Genomic DNA, 20980 nt, shown 5'->3' with positions numbered 1-20980 from the left:
ATAATGAAAAAGACCGTCTTTTTGTCATGCCAGACATCAACTACTGCCAATAAGCTGGTGGGTAAATCTGGCTCGGGTATTTTTTGGCGAGCTTTGTTGCTGGCCCCGCTATTACTCACGGGGTGTACTGATAATCCGACCGTTGGCCGTTTTTCCCAGGCAGTTCAGATGGTGATACCGGAAACGAAAATTATTGATTATCGAACTCTACCCTGCGATGTGCTGTGGAGTCTTGATGACAAAGAGACCCTTGAAAACTCCCTTTATTGGCTGAGGGCGATGGATTGCGCTGAGCGCTTGGGTTCAACTCAAGCACGGGCATTAGCCGCGTCTTTACCGGTCGTCACGTGGTCAGCCGCCTTCAAGCAAGGCATTTTGGTGAGCAGCTCTGAGCCTTCAATTGCTGAACGCCGTCAGGTGGTTGAGCGCTTAAACAGTTATACCCAAAGCTTCCCCGGCGCTGTGCGCCCACTCATTCAACTGTGGCGGGAGCAGCAGGTGCTGCGCATCTCTCTGGCTGAAGAGCGCACGCGTTATCAGCGCTTGCAAGAAGAGTCCGATGCGCAAATTGACCGTCTGAGAGAAAGCCAGGTTCGGTTGCAATATAATTTATTGGATACTACCCGCAAGCTGGAAAACCTAACCGATATTGAACGGCAGCTTTCATCACGTAAGCAAATGCAAAATGAGATTCCGGAAACTGATGCGGATAGCAAAGATGCAGCCGCAGCGGCACTCAAGCCAGCCGAGGCTGATTCTCAGCCAAAAGTAGAGCCAGTCAAACCGGTTGAAACTAAGCCTGCGGACGTGAAACCGGCCGAAACCAAGCCAGTTGAAACCAAGCCGACGGAAGTGAAACCGGCTGAAACTAAGCCGGCTGAGGCTAAACCCGCCGCGCCTGCTCCGGTTGAAAATAAGCCAACAGAGTCGCCAGTAGACAATAAACCTGCGCCGCAACCGGGAGAAAAACCGGCTGATACTTATACACCGCCAGTTGTTCCCCCAACTGACGTTCCACCTGCGACGAATAAGGAATCTCATGACGCCACGCAAACCGGCCAATCTACTGCTGGTTGATGACGACCCCAGCTTACTGAAGTTGCTGGGGATGCGTTTAACCAGTGAAGGTTTTAATGTCACCACCGCAGAAAGCGGGCAGGAAGCATTGCGTTTGTTAATGCGTGAAAAAATTGATTTGGTTATCAGTGACTTGCGTATGGATGAAATGGATGGCATGGCGTTATTTGCTGAAATTCAGAAGCATCAACCGGGTATGCCGGTAATTATTCTGACCGCCCACGGTTCTATTCCTGATGCTGTAGCCGCCACTCAGCAGGGGGTGTTTAGCTTCCTGACTAAGCCAGTTGATCGCGATGCTTTATATAAAGCAATTGATGCAGCGCTAGAACTTTCTATTCCTGCCGGTGATGATACCTGGCGTGAAGAGATAGTCACCCGCAGCCCAGTGATGTTGCGCTTGCTGGAGCAAGCCAAAATGGTGGCGCAATCGGATGTCAGCGTACTGATCAACGGGCAAAGCGGCACAGGTAAAGAAGTCTTGGCACAAGCGATTCATGCTGCCAGCCCACGGGCGAAAAAGGCTTTTATCGCCATCAACTGTGGTGCATTGCCAGAACAGTTATTGGAATCCGAGTTATTTGGCCATGCCAAGGGCGCGTTTACCGGTGCAGTCAGTAGCCGCGAAGGGCTATTTCAGGCCGCCGAAGGTGGGACACTGTTCTTAGATGAAATCGGCGATATGCCTCTGTCTTTGCAGGTGAAGTTGCTGAGAGTCTTGCAGGAGCGCAAAGTGCGCCCATTGGGCAGTAACCGTGATTTAAGTATTGATGTGCGGATCATTTCAGCGACTCACCGTGATTTGCCCAAAGCAATGGCAAAAAATGAATTTCGTGAAGATCTCTACTATCGTTTGAATGTAGTGAATCTCAAGATCCCCGCGCTGCATGAGCGCTCAGAAGATATTCCGCTGCTCGCTAACCATTTGTTACGTGAATCAGCGAAACGGCATAAGCCCTTTGTTCGTAGCTTCTCAACCGATGCGATGAAACGGCTCATGACCGCCAGTTGGCCGGGTAATGTGCGCCAGTTGGTCAACGTTATTGAGCAATGTGTGGCATTAACCTCTGCGCCGGTTATCAGTGAGGCCCTGGTTGAACAGGCATTAGAAGGGGAAAATACGGCATTACCAACCTTTGTTGAGGCTCGTAATCAATTCGAATTGAATTATTTGCGTAAACTGTTACAAATCACCAAAGGTAATGTGACTCAGGCGGCAAGGATGGCGGGGCGTAACCGTACCGAGTTTTACAAGTTGTTGTCACGCCATGAGTTAGATGCCAACGATTTCAAAGAATAACTGTTGTTAATCAATGACAACACTGACAACCGAGTTTAAATCCCAATGAGCAGATCACTTTCCATTGCATTAGCCCAGTTAAATTGGCTGGTCGGCGATATCGAAGGCAACACTGAACGTATGTTGCAGACCTTACACGAGCAGCAGAAAGCGGGAGCTGATTTAGTTATGTTCTCCGAGCTGGCTTTGTCCGGTTATCCGCCAGAAGATCTGCTGTATCGTGATGACTTCTACCAACGCTGCGAAGCGCAATTAAATCGCTTGCAGGCGGCAACGCAGCAGACTGCGGTGTTGGTCGGGCACCCATGGCGCGAACAGGGCGAGTTGTATAACGCGTTATCACTGTTTGCTGATGGTAAATTGCAGGGGCGCTATTTCAAACAGCAATTACCCAACTACGGTGTCTTCGACGAAAAACGCTATTTTTCCGCCGGCCATCAAAGCTGTGTCGTCGAGCTGAAGGGCTATCGTCTTGGTCTGTTGATTTGTGAAGACTTATGGTTTGATGGCCCGGTTGATGCAGTGAAAGCCGCTGGTGCGGAAATTGTGTTGTCTATCAATGCCTCTCCGTATAACCGAGAAAAACCGTATATCCGCAAAACGCTGATGGCGGCTCATTGCCAGCGCACTGGATTGCCACTGGTGTACCTCAACCAAATCGGTGGTCAGGATGAGCTAATTTTTGATGGTTGCTCTAAAGTGTTCGATGCCGCCGGTAATATGACCCACCGTTTGGCGGCATTTGCCGAGCAAACCACTTTATTGCAATTCAATGAATGTGACGTGGTGCCGATGACCGCACCGGCTGCAGAGCTGCCGCCATTGGCCCAGGTCTACGAGGCCTTGGTTTTGGCGGTGCGCGATTACGTGACTAAAAATGGTTTCAATGGCGCGGTTCTCGGCTTATCGGGCGGGATTGACTCAGCATTAACACTGGCGATTGCCGTGGATGCGCTGGGTAAAGATAAGGTTCAGGCATTGATGATGCCGTTCCGTTACACCGCCGATATCAGTATTGCTGATGCCAAAGAAGAAGCTGAAATTTTGGGTATTGAATTTGATGTGCTCTCTATTGAGCCGATGTTCGATGCCTTTATGGGCCAATTGTCGCCGATGTTTGCTGGCAGCAAGCGCGATACAACTGAAGAGAACCTTCAGGCGCGCTGCCGTGGGGTGGTGCTCATGGCCTTGTCAAACAAGCGCCGCAGTATCGTATTAACTACCGGCAACAAAAGCGAAATGGCAGTCGGTTACGCCACCCTATACGGTGATATGGCCGGCGGTTTTGATGTGCTGAAAGATGTGCCCAAAACGCTGGTATTTAAATTATCCGAATATCGTAATACCGTTTCATACGTGATTCCGCAGCGAGTGATTACTCGGCCGCCGTCAGCGGAGCTGGCGCCTGATCAGAAAGATGAGGATAGCCTGCCACCTTATGATATTTTGGACGCCATTCTCGAAGGGTATGTCGAGCAAGATAAGTCAGTTGCCGATCTGGTTGCTGACGGTTTTGATGAAACTATCGTGCGTAAAGTCATCCGCCTGGTAGATATCAATGAATATAAACGGCGTCAGTCTGCTGTCGGGCCGCGTATTACTGCCCGCAATTTTGGTAAAGATAGACGCTATCCGATTACATCAGGCTTTGGCCGCAAGAATTGGTAAAACAGGAATTCACCATGAAAAAAATTGACGCGATTATTAAGCCATTCAAACTCGATGATGTCCGTGAGGCACTGGCTGAAGTCGGTATTACCGGGATGACGGTGACAGAAGTAAAAGGTTTTGGCCGCCAGAAAGGGCATACCGAGCTGTACCGTGGCGCTGAATATATGGTGGATTTCTTACCAAAAGTAAAAATCGAAATTGTTGTTGCTGACGATATCGTGGATACCTGCGTAGAAGCCATTATGCAAACTGCTCAGACCGGTAAGATTGGCGACGGCAAAATTTTTGTCTTTGATGTCTCCCGCGTGGTGCGTATTCGTACCGGTGAACAAGACGAAGAAGCTATTTAACTTCTTTCTTTGACCTAATAAGAAAGCCCGTTCGTCACCAAACGATACGGGCTTTTTTATTTCTAACACCAAAGTTATTGGCTTCAGTTTGTTCTACCTTAATAACATCACTATGGGGCTGAAATTTTCCCTGGTGCAGAACGAAACAGTCCCATTAATGAGTTTAATGTCTTATTTTAATAGGTTTTTTAAAACGTTTTCTCTCCTGGCCGCCTTGGGCAGAAAGATAGCTATTAAATTATTATTATTTTGAATATTTATGATGAAAAAGGCCCTGATGTTGTATTTCCACAATCATCCCCCACCAAAATGCTTTAACGCAGCAGGGGGGTGTCACTAGAAAGGTATAGACCGTAAAGGTTGGTGAGTAAATATCCGATTTCATTTTCTGCCGGTTTTAGTGAAAAATAGGCCAACAAATCCTGATTTATTTCACGGATATAGTGAATCTCTTCACTTTGAACAATTTCCGCTAATATTGCTGGGTCCAGCGCGTGGATCTCTTCACCATAACGAGTACGCATCAATGCATTCGCCATATGGGTGATGGTCATAACACCTTGTTCACTCTGCACTGGCAATTGCCAAAAATTCTCTAAGCGGTTGATAACCTGGTCTAATCCTTGACCAATATCGTGATCAATAACCCCTGACTGACACAAAATATTAAGACGTGCATCAATACAAATCTTCAAAGAGTGTCCTCCTGAAAATAGCTTGGCTTGCTGCCAGATTGATATGATTAGTAGCGAGGTTCTATCTCGCCGTGCTGTACAGCTCGCTGGTGGTTAAGCAGCAATGTTTCATTAATCCCTTTTTCCAACAGTAATTTGATGGGATGATTATCGGGCCGGATAAGAATAACGGCTTGCGAGGCTTGAATATAACGCTCATCGCCTTGCAGCTTTATTGCCTGTAAATCCTCATGGGGAATATTATCTGTCAAATTCCAAATGGCGGCATCAATATCACCACGGTTTATATGTGCGATACAATCGCTATAAGGTAATTCGACTAATTCGATAGATTGCCCGGCAAATTTAATTTCAGTCAGCAGACATTGGTCGGGTGAGCGCGGATCTAACCCAACTCTACGAATTTTATGCTGTTCGCCACGGCGGCAAATAAGTTGGTGACCATCCACGTAAGAGCCATTACCCAAATTCAACGCCAGTGTGACTTTCCCTTGATCGAGATAACTTTTAGCCGCCAGATGCGAAACTACCGCCATGTCATAAATGCCGTCTATTAGGCATTCAATCCGCACTTCTGCCCCACGCATATGGGCAAAATAAAGGGGAAGTAAGGTAAATTGTTCTCTTAAACCACTGGCCAAACCCTCATAAAGTTTAGTGTAAGGCAGTGGCATGGCACACACCATATTGCCCAGATCCGCTTGTTGCAGTAACAGCGGCATATTCAGATCAACCAGTAAGGTTCCATTACGGCCACGGCGTTCAACAATAATAGCGCCATCCGCCTCCAACACTTTTAAGGCATGTTGTACCACGCCGACTGAGATACCGAAATTATCGGATAACTCATCAATGGTTTTAAGCCGATTGCCAGGGCACTCACCAATTAAATAGCGCGCCATGGATACCAATGCCAATCCTTCTTTTTTTATGAATTTCTTGCTCATGGTAGATCAATTCAGCCTTAATTCACCCCGAGTGACAGGGTAATGAATAGTGAGGGACAAAGTTAGCCACACTATTAATTTTCAGTTATATGAATATTTAGACATTCATCCGAATATCTCATCGTGGCAATATTAAATTAGGATATATGAGATCTAAATCACGTTCTACTACATTTAAAAGCAATAAGTAGACGGATTTTTTATAACGGATATACAGGGGTGCGCGGATGGCATCCCCTGAGAAATTAAATAAAATTCAATATTTAAATGACTTTATGTGGGCCAAAACACTCATAATGAATGCGCTCAGACGCCACCCCTTGTGCTAATAGCTGGCGACCGGCAAATTGCATAAAAGCGAGTGGGCCGCAGAAGTAATAATGTCGATTGGGATCGGCTGCCAGCCATTGATGTGAACTGAGGTCCATCAAACCTTCACTGTGATAATCCTCCCCGCGCTTATCCTGCTCTGTTGGTTCGCGATACCACACATGGCGGCTGATATTGGGCATAGTGTTTGCTATCGCGGCAACTTCCTCGGCAAATGCATGAACTCGCCCATTTTCAGCCGCATGTAACCAATGTATTGGCGCGGAATGCTGCTGTTTATGCAGGGTATTGAGCATACTTAACATTGGGGTTTGGCCTACACCGGCAGAAATTAGCGCCACGGGTGTTTCTGGGGGTATATCCAGGAAAAAATCACCCCGAGGGGGCGCGATGCGAACACTGTCCCCCTCGTTCAATTCACGGTGCAAATAGTTTGAAACCGTTCCTTGTTCTTCGCGTTTCACCGCAATACGGTAGGTTTTTCCGTTAGGGGCCGCAGTCAGGGAATATTGGCGGATTTCCTGATATTCAAGCCGCTCATCTTCGATATATATGCCCAAATATTGGCCCGGTTTGAAATCCAACACCTGACCACCGTCTTCTGGCGCTAATACAAAGCTGCTAATCACTTCGCTCTGTCTCTCTTTTTTGATGATGCGGAAACGGCGCAAGGTTCGCCATCCACCGGTTGCAGACTCACCCTGTTGATAAATCTGACTTTCTCGCGTAATAAACACATCAGCCAGCACCCCATAAGCTTTACCCCAGGCATCTAATACTTCTTGGCCCGGAGAGAGCAGCTCATCCAGTGTGTTTATCAGATGATGGCCGACTATTGAATAATGCTCGGGCTGAATGTTTAGGCTGGTGTGTTTCTGGGCAATACGTTCAACTGCGGGCAATAAAGCGGCCAGATTTTCAAGATTTGCCGCATAAGCGCAAATGGCGTTGAACAGGGCTTCGCGTTGATCGCCATTAAACTGATTGCTCATATTGAAAATGTGTTTGAGTTCAGGATTATGCTCGAACATACGGTCATAGAAATGTGCCGTGAGCTTGGGGCCGGTGGCGGCCAGTAATGGAATAGTGGATTTAACAGTAGCGATGGTGTGGTTATCCAGCATGCGGTGCTCCTTAAAGATTTATCCCCTGCGTCCTGACTGAAATGCCGATGACTTGGGTGTTATTAGTGTGCAAATTAATACATGTATTTTAAATGCATCTTATAGTGTGCCCTTTAATTTGTAAATGCACATTTCCCTTACCAGAGATGACTCCGCAGTGTCAGTTCACAGAATGTGAAAAAATCACATAATGAATATGAGGATAATTCCGTTGCATTGAATGAAGTCTGAACAGGTCAAAGCCTTACGCAGTCTGGAGCCAATCGTTTGCGTAAAAACCTCTGTCAAGACCTATCTTAACGGGGGGGAAACAGTTTACACTGTGTCATAAAGCCCAGAAGGGCAGTCCACCAGATCTATTTTGTTAGCTAAGTCAGGAGAGCCGGATGTTAAAGCGTGAAATGAACATTGCCGATTATGATGCAGATCTATGGCGTGCAATGGAGCAAGAAGTGGTGCGCCAGGAAGAGCACATTGAGCTGATTGCCTCTGAGAACTACACCAGCCCGCGTGTTATGCAAGCACAAGGTTCTCAGTTGACCAACAAATATGCTGAAGGCTATCCGGGCAAGCGTTACTACGGTGGCTGTGAGTATGTTGATATTGTTGAGCAACTGGCAATTGATCGTGCAAAAGAGTTGTTTGGCGCTGATTACGCCAACGTCCAGCCGCATTCCGGTTCTCAGGCGAACGTGGCGGTTTACTCTGCATTGCTGCAACCGGGCGACACTGTTCTGGGGATGAATCTGGCACACGGCGGCCACTTGACCCACGGTTCACCGGTTAACTTTTCCGGTAAATTGTACAATATCGTTCCTTACGGTATCGACGAGTCGGGCAAAATTGATTATGAAGATATGGCGCGTCAGGCCGAAATTCATAAACCAAAAATGATCATCGGGGGCTTCTCTGCCTATTCCGGTATTGTTGACTGGGCAAAAATGCGCGAAATCGCCGACAGCATCGGCGCATGGTTCTTTGTGGATATGGCACACGTCGCCGGTCTGGTGGCTGCGGGCGTTTATCCTAACCCAGTTCCACATGCACACGTTGTGACCACCACTACGCACAAAACATTGGCTGGCCCACGCGGCGGTTTGATTTTGGCGAAAGGTGGCGACGAAGATCTGTATAAAAAACTGAACTCTTCTGTGTTCCCAGCGAACCAGGGCGGCCCACTGATGCACGTTATCGCGGGCAAAGCGGTAGCGCTGAAAGAAGCTATGGAACCTGAGTTCAAGGTTTACCAGCAACAAGTGGCTAAGAACGCCAAAGCCATGGTGGCGGTTTTCCTGGAGCGCGGCTATAAAGTGGTTTCCGGCGGTACAGATAACCACCTGTTCCTGCTTGATTTGGTTGATAAAAACATCACCGGTAAAGATGCCGATGCTGCTTTGGGCCGTGCCAATATCACCGTGAACAAAAATAGTGTGCCAAATGATCCGAAAAGCCCATTTGTCACTTCAGGTGTGCGTATCGGCAGCCCGGCTATTACTCGCCGTGGCTTCAAAGAAGAAGAATCTCGCGAACTGGCTGGCTGGATGTGTGATGTGTTGGATAACATCACCGATGAAGCGACTATCGAACGTATCAAACAGAAAGTTCTGGCTATCTGCGCCCGTTTCCCGGTTTACGCATAATTTCGGCCGATTGAATTTTTCTAATAAAACCCGCGCAATGCGGGTTTTTTGTTATTAACGTTATGTAAATGTGAAGCTAATCTCAAATTACATGTTTACCTAATGACAAAGTTGCTAGCAGGCGGGGCCTCTGTCACAGTGACCGGCTGACCTCGGAGGGATTCATGGTATTGCAATCAACACGTTGGCTGTCGCTCAGCTATTTCACCTATTTCTTTTCTTATGGGATTTTCCTGCCTTTCTGGGGCATTTGGTTACAAGGGGAAGGGATACCGCCTGAAACCATTGGTATTTTGTTGGGCGCTGGATTAATTTCCCGCTTTCTCGGTAGCTTGATTATTGCTCCCAGTGTTAAAGATCCTTCCCATCTGGTGACGGCAATCCGCATTCTGGCGCTCCTGACATTGGCCTTCGCCGTGGGTTTTTGGTTTGGTAATGGTTGGGCTTGGCTAATGGTGATTATTGCCGGTTTTAACCTGTTTTTTGGCCCCTTAGTGCCACTGACCGATGCGCTGGCGGCGACCTGGCAAAAACAGATAACCATGGATTACGGCAAAGTCCGGCTCTGGGGATCGCTGGCGTTTGTTATTGGTTCTGCATTGACCGGTAAACTGGTCTCTGTTTGGGGCCATCCGGCGATTCTTTACAGCTTGCTGTTCGGCGTTTCAGCCATGTTACTGGGAGCATTGCTGAAACCGAGTGTGATGCCGCAGGGCGAGGTTAAACACCGCAATGTCGCCGCCACTGACTGGAAAGTGCTGCTTTCTGAGCCGCAGGTATGGCGTTTTTTGCTGTGTGTGACTCTCTTGCAAGGCGCACATGCCGGATATTACAGTTTCAGTTCTATTTACTGGAAAGAGGCCGGTTATTCTGCCGCCACCATTGGCTATTTATGGTCTTTGGGGGTGGTGGCTGAGATCCTGGTATTTGCATTCAGCAATGTCCTTTTCCGCCGCTGGACTGCCCGCAGCCTGTTATTGCTTTCCGCTGTGAGTGGCATTATCCGTTGGAGCTTGATGGCTTCCACCACGGATCTGTCGTGGCTTATTCTGATTCAAATCCTGCATTGTGGCTCATTTACTGTTTGCCATTTGGCTGCGATGCGCTTTATTGCCGCCCGACGCGGGGCTGATGTGATTCGTTTGCAGTCGGTTTATTCTGCACTGGCGATGGGCGGAGGAATCGCGGTGATGACTATTATCTCGGGTTTCCTGTTCGAACATTATCAGGGCGGTGTTTTCTGGGTGATGGCATTGATAGTGATTCCGGTGCTGTTTATTCGTCCTCGGGTGGTTGCAAACCCGGAAGATCTTGCCCGTTAGGGCAAACCTAATAGGCGGCATAACTGCTGATTTTGTTGCGCGCTCATGGGTAATAATACCTGAATCAGCGGAGGGGTTGATTCAGGTTGCTCCACGGCATAAGGGGTCAGCACCACCGCAGTTCCGGCGGGAGCACCGGACCGCAAGTACACATCATGGGGCAAATACTTAATATGCAACGGCAACAGAGTTAACTCGCGAATGTGCTTTTCAACATGTTGTTCTAACTCTGAATTATTCCGTGTCAGTAACAAAATCTGCTTTTCCTGTAATGCATTTCCCTGCATCAACCAGGCACCAAAACTAATGGCTATCAGGGCTACCTCGTCGGCAGAGAATTGAATCTGATATTCTTGCTCGAACGCCGCCAAGGCTTGCTGAGTGGTACGTAACAGCCGGGGATATTGGCGGTTAACTTCTTCCAGTGATGAATTATCAATACCAATATTGAAATAACAGCGCTCAATAGCTGGGGCGAGATGGGCAAAAAGTTGGTTCATCAACAGCTCATTGCTGCTCAGTGTCATACCGGAAAGTTGTTGAAAATGCATGACTAACTGGTTGATGGCTTTGTTCAGACGTGAATCTTCCGCAGATTGAATACTGTGATAACTGTGCGCTTTAATCATGGTCAGCATTAGGATGAGCACGTCGCGTTCAACTTTATCGAGTGGGTCGCCCAGCAGCGGATTAAATGAATCAAATAAGCTGTCAGCTGCTGCCCGCGCGGGTTTACGTGTGAGCCATTGTTGCTGGATGAGAGATAACTCTGGCAGCGCATGTTGCCGATTTTCCCAAGCACAATAAGCCAAATACAGTTGTAAAAACTGGCGATCTTTTTCATTGAGTTGGCGGTTAAGATAGGGTTCACATTGGGCAATTATGTGAGGTAAATCCTCTGAAATCAGCCGATTATCCCATGAGAGTGCATGATATAAACCAGGAGCAAAATAGTGCTTAATAAACTCAGGGCAATAGCGAATCCCTCGGCGCAACCAATGGATTAAACATAGCCTTTTGTCGAGCCGACTGCCCTGAAGCAAACAACTGTCATCGGCATTGGCTCTCAATTGCAAATGGTAGAAACACTGGATTTCATGGGTAACCTCGGCTATATCTTGCCGGGTAGTGGGCTGCTCGACGCCGTTGAATTGGCTGATAGCCTCCAGTTGTACCGTGCTTGCGGGCATGAAGAGCATCAGTAACATATGGCAGCGGCGTTGTTGCCCGGACAGTGGTTGACTGGATAACAGCGGCACAGAAGACGTGTCCAAGTGCATATAACCTTCCGTGATGGATGTGTTGTTATTCATCATGCTTAAGCATAGCAAAAGAGATTCATTCAGTGGGTTAGGGCTGGGAGCTTTTACATCGACTTACAACTTACATCACAATTATCGTGGAATTCCCAAGGATTGATGAATGCACTATATGTTACATTATAACAAATCGGGCGTAATTAACCGACTGATGACCTTGTTGTTAACGGGGGGCGCTCTTATTTACAGTCAGCTGGCACAGGCTCACCCTCATAGTTTTATCGATATGGATGCCAGCTTTGTCAGTGAAAAACAGACGCTGGTGGGAATAAAAATGGTGTGGACTATGGATGAAATAACTTCCGCGGATCTGCTATATGATGCAGAAAATGCCAAAAGTGACTCTGAAATTTGGAAGAAATTGGCAGCCGAAGTCATGGCCAATGTGCTGGGGCAGCACTATTTCACAGATATATATCGTGATGGTAAGCCGGTGAAATATAAAAACTTACCGACAGAATATCATTTGTCGCGTAAGGGCCATCAGGCGGTTTTAGAGTTTATTTTACCCTTGGCTGAACCGCAGCCGCTGGCCGGAAAGCCTTTTATTATCTCGACTTACGACCCTACCTATTTTGTGGATATGACCTATGACGGCAATAAGGCGATAAGATTGTCGGCTGAAATGGCAAAAAGCTGCAAATTGACCTTATTCACGCCCAACCCAAATGCATCATTACAAGCTTACGCGCTGTCCTTGGATAAAAGTGATTCACCAGGAGAAGATATGGAACTTGGCAAACAATTCGCCCAACGGGTCACAGTACAATGTCAGTAGGTCTCACCTCCGCTTCACGGCGAAAGCATTGGCTAATAAATTTATGGCCACTGTTGTTGTTTTTAGTCTTGCTGGCCACTGCCGCACAGGTAGCATGGTTTTATTGGCCGGAACTGCTGTTTAAAACAGTGGTTTGGCAAAAAAATATGCATCAGCAGATGGCCCAGTTACTGCAACAGGTGAAAGCTAATCCGCATCAAGCCGGCTTGGCGCTGATGATATTCAGCCTGATTTACGGCGTGCTCCATGCAGTGGGGCCGGGACATGGCAAAGTGGTGATAGTGACTTATCTCGCCACCCACCCGGCACAACTCAAAAATAGTTTGAAACTGACGTTTGCGGCGTCGATATTACAAGGCGGTGTCGCTATCTTGCTGGTGACAGTGTTACTGGGCATATTGCAACTCTCCTCCCGCTATTTGCACCAAAGCAGCTTTTGGCTGGAAAAAGGCAGTTTTTTGCTGGTTATCGCGCTCGGGGTTTTATTGTGTTACCGCGCAATAGCGCGGCTTTACCATCAAGTGAAATTATTAAAGCCGCAGAAAATCAGTATTCAGCGTATACAGCCATTGAGTGCTGACCATGTTCACAGTGGGAGCTGCGGGTGTGGGCATCGCCATATGCCGAGTTCGCAAGAACTGCAAGCGGGCAACGACTGGCGCACCCGTCTGGCCATTGTGTTGGCGATGGGGATGCGGCCTTGCTCTGGCGCGATTATGGTGCTGCTGTTTGCTAAAGTAATTGGGGTTTATTGGTGGGGTATTTTTTCGGCTATTGCCATGGCCATCGGCACGTCATTGACTATTTCATTGCTGGCATTGTTTGTTCACTATGCGCGACGGTTAGCGGTGCATTTAAGCCGTAAGCGGGCACCCGCAGCATGGGGAGGGATAGCTTGGGCGACATTGGCATTAACCGGCGGAATTATTCTGCTGTTTGCCGGTACTCTGCTTTATCTTTCCAGCCAACCGGACTTTATCGGCGGAGTCCGGCCATTCGGGCGTTAAATGAACAATAAAAAAGCCAGTCAGGGTTAGCCGACTGGCTTTTTTGTATCAAACCGTCATTCATATATACTCTAAATAATTCGAGTTGCAGGAAGGCAGCAAGAGAGAAAATCCCGATGAGCTTACATCAGTAAGTGATTCGGGTTATTGAACGCAGCCAACGCACATGCAGCTTGAAGTATGACGAGTATAGAATTAACGCTTCAGGGCGTCACTCACTTCGGCCTGAACTATGGACTGAAGAATACCTTTCACCACACGTGGATTACCGGCCACGATATTGCCAGAACTGAAGTGGTTATGGCCGCCTGCAAAGTCAGTTACTACACCACCGGACTCACGAACTAACAGCTCGCCACCGGCAAAATCCCAAGGCTTCAAGCCAATTTCAAAGAAACCATCAACACGGCCTGCGGCAACATAAGCCAGATCCAGCGCCGCGGAACCGGTGCGACGAAAATCAGCACACTGTTCAAACAGTTTGCCCACAACACGCAGATAAGCGGGAGCATGTTGTTTCACTTTGAATGGGAAGCCGGTTGCCAGAATAGTGCCGTCTAAATCTTTGGCATTGGTGCCACGCAAACGGTAGCCGTTTAACTGAGCGCCTTGACCACGGGTAGCGGTAAACAGTTCGTTACGCATTGGGTCATAAACCACAGCAACTTCGGTACGGCCTTTGATGCGCACGGCGATAGAGACTGCGAAATGAGGGAGACGTTTGATGAAGTTGGTAGTGCCATCCAGCGGATCAATAACCCATTGCACATCATAGTCTTCGCCGAGTAACTCACCACATTCTTCACCAATAATGGTGTGTTTTGGGTAAGATTTACGGATAACGTCAACAATTAGACTCTCTGAGTCGCGGTCAACATTGGTAACAAAGTCATTACTGCCTTTCTGGCTCGCTTCGACAGCGTCCGGAGTTTCATAATTTTTGGCAATCAGGTTACCGGCCTTACGCGCAGCGCGTATGGCGATAGTCAGCATCGGATGCATGGGTATCTTCCACTAGGATGTTAAAGAACGAGAAACGGCGCGTAGTATAGCAGGGGTTCGGATAAATTCCTATGTCTGTGTTAAGATATGCCGATTCCCCGTTACCCTCAGAGTTTGTATGTTACACAATATTCGTATCGTTTTGGTTGAAACCTCACACACTGGCAATATGGGTTCGACAGCCAGGGCCATGAAAACAATGGGATTAACCAATTTGTATCTGGTCAATCCTTTGGTCAAACCGGATTCTCAGGCAATTGCATTGTCTGCTGGTGCCAGTGATGTGATTGGCAACGCCACCATCGTGGATACCCTGGATGAAGCGCTGGCGGGATGCAGTTTGGTAGTCGGAACTAGCGCCCGTTCGCGTACTTTGCCTTGGCCAATGCTAGAGCCGCGTGAATGTGGCGTGCGCAGCGCACGTGAAGCTGAACATGCGCCGGTAGCACTGGTGTTTGGTCGTGAGCGGGTCGGCTTGACGAATGATGAGCTACAAAAGTGCCATTATCATGTGGCAATCCCAGCCAACCCGGAATACAGTTCTCTGAATCTGGCCATGGCGGTGCAAATTTTAGCCTATGAAGTGCGAGTGGCTTTTCTTGATAGACAGCAAGCGGCTGCCCCAATAGTAGAAGAAGAGGAAGCCCCTTATCCATTAGTGGATGATCTAGAGCGTTTCTATCTGCATCTGGAACAGGTTTTGTCTCATACGGGCTTTATTCGCCAAGCCCATCCGGGGCAGATTATGAGCAAGTTGCGCCGCCTTTTTACCCGTGCGCGTCCGGAAGCTCAAGAGCTGAATATTCTGCGTGGAATGCTGACATCCATTGAGAAACAAGATAAATACCCACAACGTGGTGCTGATGTCAGCGAGCATAACAACAAAAATTAATGCCTTATATCAATTGGTTATTATAGAAACTGGTCCATATTATTGAAAATGTAATTGTTAAATAATACTTGAGCGATTTACTAGGTTAAATAGTTGACTGAAACACTCGGGTATGTCAAAGTTCTGGCTTGTTCTCACCAACAGGTAATTTTAGCTATGAGACTGACATCCAAAGGCCGTTATGCCGTGACCGCTATGCTTGATGTAGCATTACATTCCCATGACGGGCCAGTTCCTCTGGCCGATATTTCTGAACGTCAGGGGATTTCATTATCCTACTTGGAACAGCTTTTTTCACGGTTACGCAAAAATGGCTTAGTAGCCAGCGTTCGTGGTCCAGGTGGCGGTTACCTGCTGGGTAAAGATGCATCAGCAATCGCGGTCGGTGCGGTTATCACTGCCGTTGATGAATCTGTCGATGCTACCCGTTGCCAGGGTAAAGAAGGTTGTCAGGGTGGCGATCGTTGCCTGACTCATACTTTGTGGCGTGATTTGAGCGAGCGCATTAGCAGCTTCCTCAACAACATCACATTGGCGGAACTGGTTAATAACCAAGATATTCTTGAGGTTGCGGATCGTCAAAATAACGATACGCGCCGTACGGCCAATGGCCGACCGCAAGAGACGATTAACGTCAATCTGCGCGCATAAGCAGAGTCTGCGGAATTTTACGTTTTGGAAGTGATGTACGGAGCATAAGAGCAATGACCGAATCAAAAATAAAGACACCGATCTATCTGGATTATGCAGCAACGACCCCGGTAGACCCTCGTGTCGCTGAAAAAATGATGCAGTACCTGACTCTGGACGGTATTTTTGGTAACCCCGCCTCTCGTTCTCATAAGTTTGGCTGGCAAGCAGAAGAAGCTGTTGATATTGCACGTAATGATATTGCTGCATTGGTAGGTGCCGACCCTCGCGAGATAGTCTTCACCTCCGGTGCAACGGAGTCCGATAACCTTGCGATTAAAGGTGCTGCTAACTTCTACCAGAAGAAAGGCAAGCACATCATCACCTGTAAGACCGAACATAAAGCCGTGTTGGATACTTGTCGCCAGTTGGAGCGTGAAGGCTTCGAAGTGACTTATCTGGCACCGCAGTCTAACGGTATTATCGACCTGAAACAGCTTGAAGCCGCCATGCGTGAAGACACCATTCTGGTTTCTATCATGCACGTGAACAATGAAATCGGTGTGGTGCAGGATATCGCGGCCATCGGCGAAATGTGCCGTAGTCGCGGGATCATTTTCCATGTTGATGCGACACAAAGCGTCGGTAAATTACCTATTGATTTGAGCAAACTGAAAGTCGATTTGATGTCTTTCTCTGCACATAAAGTTTATGGCCCGATGGGCATTGGTGCACTGTTTGTTCGTCGTAAACCCCGTATTCGCATTGAAGCACAGCAGCACGGTGGTGGTCATGAGCGCGGTATGCGTTCAGGGACTTTACCGGTTCATCAGATAGCGGGCATGGGTGAAGCTTACCGCATCGCCAAAGAAGAGATGGAAAGCGAAGCAGCGCGTCTGCGTTCGCTGCGCCTGCGGTTGTGGAATGGCCTCAAAGATATTGAAGAAGTTTACCTGAATGGCGATTTAGAGAATGGCGCACCTGGCATTCTGAACATCAGTTTCAACTATGTTGAAGGTGAGTCGCTCATCATGGCACTGAAAGATTTGGCTGTTTCATCGGGTTCAGCCTGTACTTCCGCGAGTCTGGAACCTTCTTATGTGTTGCGTGCGTTGGGGATGAACGACGAACTGGCCCACAGTTCAATTCGTTTCTCTCTGGGGCGTTTCACCACTGAAGAAGAGATCGACTACGCCATTGCGCTGGTACGCAAATCCATTGGGCGTCTGCGTGACTTGTCTCCGTTGTGGGATATGTTCAAGCAGGGCGTGGATATCAGCAGCATTGAATGGTCTCACCATTAATTCCAGACTTTAAGACTCAGGAGTAATCACATGGCTTACAGCGAAAAAGTAATCGATCACTACGAAAACCCACGTAACGTCGGGTCATTCGACAACGCAGATCCTACCATTGGTAGCGGCATGGTTGGCGCACCCGCTTGTGGTGATGTCATGAAGTTGCAGATTAAAGTTAACGACGCTGGCATCATTGAAGATGCGCGTTTCAAAACTTATGGCTGCGGCTCTGCTATTGCTTCCAGCTCTCTGGTAACTGAATGGATGAAAGGTAAGTCTCTCGAGCAGGCTGAAGCGATCAAGAATACTCAGATCGCAGAAGAGCTGGAGTTACCGCCAGTCAAAATTCACTGCTCAATTTTGGCTGAAGATGCCATTAAAGCAGCTATCGCCGACTACAAAAGCAAACATACTGCCAAGTAGTTGTAACATAGGTTCTTTAGAGTTGAGGTTGTTGTATGTCGATATCAATCAGCGACAGTGCTGCACAACGGGTCAGCGCCTTTTTAAATCACCGTGGTAAGGGCTTAGGTCTGCGCTTAGGCGTGCGGACGTCGGGCTGCTCCGGTATGGCATATGTCCTGGAATTTGTTGATGAAATGAACGATGACGATATCGTTTTTGAAGACAAAGGCGTGAAAGTGATCATCGACGGCAAAAGCATGGTCTATCTTGACGGCACCGAGCTGGATTTCGTCAAAGAAGGTCTGAACGAAGGCTTTAAATTCAACAATCCGAATGTCTCTAATGAGTGCGGATGTGGTGAAAGCTTTAACGTCTGACCCCTGTTTTTGTTCCTGCCTCAGGAACTTGATGCCTATATACCCAAAGTCATTGGAGTTGCAGGTAGATAGCCAGCACAAATCCTGATGAGCTTATTTAAGTAGGTCAACTACAAATAAGTTATTCGGGTGAGTGAGCGCAGCTAACGGCCATGCAATTTCAAGGACTAAGGGGATAACCCCAGAGCATGCTATGGATTACTTCACATTATTTGGGCTGCCGGCTCGGTACCTGATTGACGGCAACCAACTCACGACCCGCTATCAAGAATTGCAACGCCAATTCCACCCTGACCGTTTTGCAAATCAGCCTGAACGCGAGCGTCTGGCCTCATTGCAACAAGCCGCGACCATTAATGATGCCTACCAAACCCTCAAGCACCCGTTAAAACGGGCTGAGTATATGCTATCTTTGCAGGGTTTTGATTTAGGCAACGAACAGCATACTATGCGCGATACCGCGTTTCTGATGGAGCAATTGGAGTTGCGGGAAGAGCTTGATGCTATCGAACGCAACCCAGATGCTGAGACGGAACTCGCTGCATTCAGCCACCGTTTGGCACTGATGACGAAAACACGCAGCCAGTTGATGGTTGAGCAATTGGGTAGGCAACAGTGGGAACAAGCCGCTGATACGGTTCGAAAATTACGTTTTCTGGATAAATTAAGACAGCAGGTTGAACAGTTAGAAGAACGCCTGTTTGATGACTTTGCTTAAGAACGTAATGAAGCAAACGAAATTGTATCTAATTGATAAAAATAAATAAAAAACAATTTATTGATGACTGCAATGCCCAGCTACTTCTTATCAGGGCGCGTCACTAACGTTTTATATACTCTACATCATTCGAGTTGCAGGAAAGCGGCCTCAACGAGGCGGGGCCCATGAATCGGCCGAGTAACGAAAACAGCCAACGCATATGTAGCTTGAAGTATGACGAGTATAGATTGATGGAAGCTCAATATGGCCTTATTACAAATTAGTGAGCCTGGTTTAACTGCTGCGCCGCATCAACGTCGGTTGGCAGCAGGGATAGATTTAGGTACCACCAATTCATTGGTCGCCACAGTGCGCAGCGGTAAAGCGCAAACGCTGGCGGATGAACAGCTGCGGGATCTTTTGCCCTCAGTGGTTCACTATCAACAAAATGGTATTGATGTTGGCTGGAATGCGCGCCATTTAGCGGCATTGGATCCGGTCAATACGATCAGTTCAGTTAAACGCATGATGGGCCGCTCTTTGGCTGATATTGTGCAGCGCTACCCTAATCTGCCATACCAATTCCAATCCAGTGAAAATGGTTTGCCGATGATCCAGACTGCGAGCGGGTTGGTTAATCCGGTGCAAGTATCTGCAGATATTCTTAAAGCATTGGCGCAACGGGCACAGGTGGCCTTGGAAGGGGAATTGGACGGCGTAGTCATTACTGTCCCAGCTTATTTTGATGATGCTCAGCGCCAGGGGACTAAAGATGCAGCCCGTCTGTCGGGGTTGCATGTGCTGCGTTTGCTTAATGAGCCGACCGCTGCAGCTATCGCCTATGGTCTGGATTCAGGTCAGGAAGGGGTGATCGCCGTTTACGATTTGGGCGGCGGGACATTTGATATCTCTATATTGCGCTTGAGCCGTGGTGTATTTGAAGTGCTGGCCACTGGCGGCGACTCCGCGCTGGGGGGGGATGACTTTGATCACCTATTAGCGGATTGGCTGCGTGAGCAAGCTGGTATTGATTCCCGTGATGACCATGGTGTCCAGCGGCAATTATTAGATGCAGCCATCGCGGCTAAGATTGCCTTGAGTGATGCGGAAGTTGCTGATGTCTCCGTGGCGGGTTGGCAAGGGCAAATTACCCGTCAGCAGTTTGAATCCCTGATAGCATCATTAGTTAAACGTACATTAATGGCCTGTCGCCGTGCGTTAAAAGATGCGGGCGTCACGGCTGATGAAGTGCTGGAAGTGGTGATGGTCGGTGGTTCGACCCGTGTGCCCTTGGTGCGCGAGCAGGTTGGGCAATTCTTTGGCCGCACGCCACTGACCTCGATTGATCCCGATAAAGTGGTCGCCATTGGCGCGGCGATTCAAGCAGATATTCTGGTGGGGAATAAACCCGACAGTGACATGCTGCTGCTTGATGTTATTCCGCTGTCATTAGGGTTGGAAACCATGGGCGGTTTAGTGGAGAAAATCATTCCGCGCAATACCACCATTCCGGTCGCCCGCGCGCAAGAGTTCACCACCTTTAAAGATGGTCAGAGCGGGATGATGATTCACGTGCTGCAAGGTGAACGCGAACTGGTACAAGATTGCCGCTCACTAGCCCGTTTCACTTTACGTGGCTTACCTCCGCTGCCAGCGGGGGGCGCGCATATTCGTGTGACTTTCCAGGTTGATGCGGATGGGTTATTGAGCGTCACGGCGATGGAGAAATCCACCGGCGTGGAGGCCTCGATTCAGGTGAAGCCCTCTTATGGGCTGTCCGATGATGAAATTGCCAATATGATTAAAGATTCGATGGCGAACGCGCACAGCGATATTGGCGCACGTCAGCTGGCGGAACAACAGGTCGAAGCCTCCCGTGTGCTGGAAAGTCTACAAGGCGCATTGGCACAAGACGCAGCGCTACTCAGTGAGCAAGAAAGTACTGCTATCGCTCAGGCGATGGCGGCATTACAGCAGCAGATGCAGGGCACTGACCCACACGCAATCGAAGCTGCGATAAAAGCGTTAGATGCACAAACGCAAGATTTTGCCGCGCGCCGGATGGATGCTTCTATTCGCCGTGCTTTGGCTGGCCATTCAGTGGATGAGGTTTAAT

General features: G+C 48.3%; 20 protein-coding genes. 15 read left to right on the top strand and 5 right to left on the bottom strand.

The window, feature by feature from the left end; all coding sequences use genetic code 11:
• The first annotated feature begins 3 nt into the window (after window positions 1–3).
• From qseG to glnB, 4 genes are read left to right on the top strand one after another with little or no spacing between them, the layout of a single operon-like run.
• A complete protein-coding gene (gene qseG, locus DX162_RS00585; protein ID WP_080548278.1) occupies window positions 4–1077 on the top strand; it encodes a two-component system QseEF-associated lipoprotein QseG in 1074 nt (357 codons plus the stop codon).
• Window positions 1040–2377, top strand: coding sequence for a two-component system response regulator GlrR (gene glrR / locus DX162_RS00580; protein ID WP_005159455.1), 1338 nt, complete (start codon window positions 1040–1042; stop codon window positions 2375–2377). Before qseG ends, glrR begins: the two co-directional genes overlap by 38 nt.
• Before the next feature lie 45 nt (window positions 2378–2422).
• Window positions 2423–4045 (top strand): NAD+ synthase, encoded by a 1623-nt coding sequence (locus DX162_RS00575; RefSeq protein ID WP_004390534.1) that lies wholly within the window; start codon window positions 2423–2425, stop codon window positions 4043–4045.
• Between the two features lie 14 nt (window positions 4046–4059).
• Window positions 4060–4398 carry a nitrogen regulatory protein P-II gene (gene glnB, locus DX162_RS00570; protein ID WP_002231018.1) on the top strand — a complete coding sequence of 113 codons (339 nt, stop codon included), beginning with the start codon at window positions 4060–4062 and terminating at the stop codon, window positions 4396–4398.
• Window positions 4399–4712: 314 nt separating this feature from the next.
• Here glnB and DX162_RS00565 read toward each other — a convergent pair whose 3' ends face one another.
• The 3 genes from DX162_RS00565 to hmpA all read right to left on the bottom strand — a co-directional run bounded on the left by DX162_RS00565 (window position 4713) and on the right by hmpA (window position 7494).
• Window positions 4713–5093 carry a PRD domain-containing protein gene (locus DX162_RS00565; RefSeq protein ID WP_004390536.1) on the bottom strand — a complete coding sequence of 127 codons (381 nt, stop codon included), beginning with the start codon at window positions 5091–5093 and terminating at the stop codon, window positions 4713–4715.
• Between the two features lie 47 nt (window positions 5094–5140).
• A complete protein-coding gene (yhfZ, locus tag DX162_RS00560) occupies window positions 5141–6040 on the bottom strand; it encodes a GntR family transcriptional regulator YhfZ (RefSeq protein WP_098080963.1) in 900 nt (299 codons plus the stop codon).
• A 263-nt stretch (window positions 6041–6303) separates the two neighbouring features.
• Window positions 6304–7494, bottom strand: coding sequence for an NO-inducible flavohemoprotein (gene hmpA, locus DX162_RS00555; protein ID WP_004390538.1), 1191 nt, complete (start codon window positions 7492–7494; stop codon window positions 6304–6306).
• Window positions 7495–7880: 386 nt separating this feature from the next.
• Here hmpA and glyA point away from each other — a divergent pair, with 386 nt between their 5' ends.
• Together glyA and DX162_RS00545 are read left to right on the top strand one after the other, a co-directional pair.
• On the top strand, window positions 7881–9134 hold the full coding sequence (gene glyA, locus DX162_RS00550) for a serine hydroxymethyltransferase (protein WP_004390539.1): 1254 nt from the start codon (window positions 7881–7883) through the stop codon (window positions 9132–9134).
• Window positions 9135–9298: 164 nt separating this feature from the next.
• Entirely contained in the window at window positions 9299–10456 is a 1158-nt protein-coding gene (locus DX162_RS00545) for a 3-phenylpropionate MFS transporter (protein WP_004390541.1), read from the top strand.
• On the opposite strand, the gene csiE is transcribed toward DX162_RS00545, so the two are convergent.
• Window positions 10453–11736: a stationary phase inducible protein CsiE gene (csiE, locus tag DX162_RS00540; protein WP_032819830.1), complete on the bottom strand. Its 1284-nt coding sequence runs from the start codon at window positions 11734–11736 to the stop codon at window positions 10453–10455. The two genes, DX162_RS00545 and csiE, sit on opposite strands and share 4 nt — an antisense overlap.
• Window positions 11737–11887: 151 nt before the next feature.
• On the opposite strand from csiE, the gene DX162_RS00535 reads away from it, so the two are divergent.
• Window positions 11888–12553, top strand: a complete 666-nt coding sequence (locus DX162_RS00535; protein ID WP_169311110.1) for a DUF1007 family protein — start codon at window positions 11888–11890, stop codon at window positions 12551–12553.
• The gene (locus tag DX162_RS00530) at window positions 12544–13560 is read left to right on the top strand and encodes a nickel/cobalt transporter (protein WP_032819832.1); all 1017 of its coding nucleotides are present in this window, start codon (window positions 12544–12546) and stop codon (window positions 13558–13560) included. Before DX162_RS00535 ends, DX162_RS00530 begins: the two co-directional genes overlap by 10 nt.
• A 195-nt stretch (window positions 13561–13755) precedes the next feature.
• Here DX162_RS00530 and suhB read toward each other — a convergent pair whose 3' ends face one another.
• A complete protein-coding gene (gene suhB, locus DX162_RS00525; protein ID WP_004393585.1) occupies window positions 13756–14562 on the bottom strand; it encodes an inositol-1-monophosphatase in 807 nt (268 codons plus the stop codon).
• 118 nt (window positions 14563–14680) lie between these two features.
• Between suhB and trmJ the strand changes: the two genes are divergently transcribed.
• The 7 genes from trmJ (at window position 14681) to hscA (ending at window position 20979) form a co-directional block, all read left to right on the top strand.
• A complete protein-coding gene (trmJ, locus tag DX162_RS00520; protein WP_004393584.1) occupies window positions 14681–15454 on the top strand; it encodes a tRNA (cytosine(32)/uridine(32)-2'-O)-methyltransferase TrmJ in 774 nt (257 codons plus the stop codon).
• A 156-nt stretch (window positions 15455–15610) separates the two neighbouring features.
• Window positions 15611–16105: a Fe-S cluster assembly transcriptional regulator IscR gene (iscR, locus tag DX162_RS00515; RefSeq protein ID WP_004393583.1), complete on the top strand. Its 495-nt coding sequence runs from the start codon at window positions 15611–15613 to the stop codon at window positions 16103–16105.
• Window positions 16106–16173: 68 nt separating this feature from the next.
• Window positions 16174–17388 carry an IscS subfamily cysteine desulfurase gene (locus DX162_RS00510; protein ID WP_032821291.1) on the top strand — a complete coding sequence of 405 codons (1215 nt, stop codon included), beginning with the start codon at window positions 16174–16176 and terminating at the stop codon, window positions 17386–17388.
• 30 nt (window positions 17389–17418) lie between these two features.
• Entirely contained in the window at window positions 17419–17805 is a 387-nt protein-coding gene (iscU, locus tag DX162_RS00505) for a Fe-S cluster assembly scaffold IscU (RefSeq protein ID WP_004393581.1), read from the top strand.
• Window positions 17806–17840: 35 nt separating this feature from the next.
• Window positions 17841–18164 carry an iron-sulfur cluster assembly protein IscA gene (iscA, locus tag DX162_RS00500; protein WP_004393580.1) on the top strand — a complete coding sequence of 108 codons (324 nt, stop codon included), beginning with the start codon at window positions 17841–17843 and terminating at the stop codon, window positions 18162–18164.
• Between the two features lie 193 nt (window positions 18165–18357).
• A complete protein-coding gene (hscB, locus tag DX162_RS00495; protein WP_032821290.1) occupies window positions 18358–18882 on the top strand; it encodes a co-chaperone HscB in 525 nt (174 codons plus the stop codon).
• Between the two features lie 246 nt (window positions 18883–19128).
• On the top strand, window positions 19129–20979 hold the full coding sequence (gene hscA / locus DX162_RS00490; protein WP_004393578.1) for a Fe-S protein assembly chaperone HscA: 1851 nt from the start codon (window positions 19129–19131) through the stop codon (window positions 20977–20979).
• The last annotated feature ends 1 nt before the right edge of the window (window position 20980 follow it).

This window comes from Yersinia kristensenii (assembly GCF_900460525.1).
Taxonomy (GTDB): domain Bacteria; phylum Pseudomonadota; class Gammaproteobacteria; order Enterobacterales; family Enterobacteriaceae; genus Yersinia; species Yersinia kristensenii.
This window is presented reverse-complemented; position numbering and strand designations above follow the sequence as displayed.

Bases quoted from the DNA above. Each gene is read 5' to 3' on its own strand.
- qseG (WP_080548278.1), top strand. From the start codon at position 4: ATGAAAAAGACCGTCTTTTTGTCATGCCAGACATCAACTACTGCCAAT.
- glrR (WP_005159455.1), top strand. From the start codon at position 1,040: ATGACGCCACGCAAACCGGCCAATCTACTGCTGGTTGATGACGACCCC.
- DX162_RS00575 (WP_004390534.1), top strand. From the start codon at position 2,423: ATGAGCAGATCACTTTCCATTGCATTAGCCCAGTTAAATTGGCTGGTC.
- glnB (WP_002231018.1), top strand. From the start codon at position 4,060: ATGAAAAAAATTGACGCGATTATTAAGCCATTCAAACTCGATGATGTC.
- yhfZ (WP_098080963.1), bottom strand. From the start codon at position 6,040: ATGAGCAAGAAATTCATAAAAAAAGAAGGATTGGCATTGGTATCCATG.
- hmpA (WP_004390538.1), bottom strand. From the start codon at position 7,494: ATGCTGGATAACCACACCATCGCTACTGTTAAATCCACTATTCCATTA.
- glyA (WP_004390539.1), top strand. From the start codon at position 7,881: ATGTTAAAGCGTGAAATGAACATTGCCGATTATGATGCAGATCTATGG.
- DX162_RS00545 (WP_004390541.1), top strand. From the start codon at position 9,299: ATGGTATTGCAATCAACACGTTGGCTGTCGCTCAGCTATTTCACCTAT.
- csiE (WP_032819830.1), bottom strand. From the start codon at position 11,736: ATGCACTTGGACACGTCTTCTGTGCCGCTGTTATCCAGTCAACCACTG.
- DX162_RS00535 (WP_169311110.1), top strand. From the start codon at position 11,888: ATGTTACATTATAACAAATCGGGCGTAATTAACCGACTGATGACCTTG.
- DX162_RS00530 (WP_032819832.1), top strand. From the start codon at position 12,544: ATGTCAGTAGGTCTCACCTCCGCTTCACGGCGAAAGCATTGGCTAATA.
- suhB (WP_004393585.1), bottom strand. From the start codon at position 14,562: ATGCATCCGATGCTGACTATCGCCATACGCGCTGCGCGTAAGGCCGGT.
- trmJ (WP_004393584.1), top strand. From the start codon at position 14,681: ATGTTACACAATATTCGTATCGTTTTGGTTGAAACCTCACACACTGGC.
- iscR (WP_004393583.1), top strand. From the start codon at position 15,611: ATGAGACTGACATCCAAAGGCCGTTATGCCGTGACCGCTATGCTTGAT.
- iscU (WP_004393581.1), top strand. From the start codon at position 17,419: ATGGCTTACAGCGAAAAAGTAATCGATCACTACGAAAACCCACGTAAC.
- iscA (WP_004393580.1), top strand. From the start codon at position 17,841: ATGTCGATATCAATCAGCGACAGTGCTGCACAACGGGTCAGCGCCTTT.
- hscB (WP_032821290.1), top strand. From the start codon at position 18,358: ATGGATTACTTCACATTATTTGGGCTGCCGGCTCGGTACCTGATTGAC.
- hscA (WP_004393578.1), top strand. From the start codon at position 19,129: ATGGCCTTATTACAAATTAGTGAGCCTGGTTTAACTGCTGCGCCGCAT.